At 65.0% G+C, this 1,206-nt stretch carries 1 protein-coding gene; it reads right to left on the reverse strand.

The window, feature by feature from the left end; translation table 11 throughout:
- A partial coding sequence (locus tag IG629_RS20705; protein WP_226886990.1) for a condensation domain-containing protein occupies positions 1 to 1,206 on the reverse strand: 1,206 nt, incomplete at both ends.

Here is a 1,206-nt window from a genome sequence, read left to right on the forward strand (position 1 = left end):
CACAATCAGATCGACCCCGCGCGGCAGGCAGAGCCCGATGACGGCGCCCGAAGCCGGATCGAAGCGCGCGGCGATATAGGCCGCCAGCTTGCCCGAGCGGTTGTCGAGTTCCGCATAACTGAGCTCGGTCTCACCAAAACGGAGGGCGACCGCGTCGGGTGCCGCCTGCACCTGCTCCGCAAAGAGCTCGGCGAGCGCGGCGTCACGCGGATAGGGGCTCTCGCCGCCGCTCCATTGCTCGAGGTCACGGCCCTCTTCCGGTGTCAGCAGCGGGAGGGTGCCGACAGGCGCCTCGGGCGCTGCTAGAATGCTTTCCAGCAGCTCCCGGTAATGGGCAGCCATGCGGTCGATGCGGGAGGGCTCGAAGAGATCTGCGGCATATTCCCAGTTGCAGGCAAGCCCGTGTGAGCTGGCATCGATGCTGAGGGTGAGATCGAACTTCGCGGTCTCGAGATCCGGCGCGAGGGGCTGGATCGTTGCCTCGCCGAGAGCAAGCGCCTCCTGGGGCGCGTTCTGCAGGGCGAACATGACCTGGAAGAGGGGAGAGTGGGAGAGCGAGCGCTCTGGCTGCAGCTCTGTCACCAGTGTCTCGAAGGGAAGATCCTGATGGGCATAGGCGTCCAGCGCTGTCTCCCGCAGTTGGGAGAGAACGGCCTCGAAGCTCTGCGCACGTTCGATCGTGCTGCGCATGACGAGTGTGTTGACGAAGAAGCCGACCAGCTCCTCGCTCTCGGCCTGGGTCCGGTTGGCGATGGGACTTCCGACGAGAATATCTTCCTGACCGCTATAGCGATGCAGCAGGACCTTGAAGGCGGCGAGCAGGGTCATGAAGAGGGTGGCGCCCTTAGCCCTGCTGAAGACCTCCAGCCGTTCCGTCAACTCCGGGGGCAGGGTGAGGGCACGCTGCCCGCCCTTGTAACTCTTGACGGCGGGGCGAGGGTGATCGGCGGGGAGCTCTAGGAGCGCCGGTGCGTTCCCGAGGCGATCACGCCAATAGGAGAGCTGGGTCTCCAGCACCTCTCCACTGAGCCAGTCGCGCTGCCAGGCGGCATAGTCGGCATACTGGATCGGCAGAGGCGGCAGAACAGACAACAGATCATCTTCACGCTCTTCGAGGGCAGCGGCATAAAGCGCGCTCAGGTCACGCACCAGCACACCGAGGGACCAGCCGTCTGCGGCGATGTGGTGCAGGTTGACCAGCAGCAC

It is taken from the genome of Nisaea nitritireducens, from assembly GCF_014904795.1.
GTDB lineage: Bacteria > Pseudomonadota > Alphaproteobacteria > Thalassobaculales > Thalassobaculaceae > Nisaea > Nisaea nitritireducens.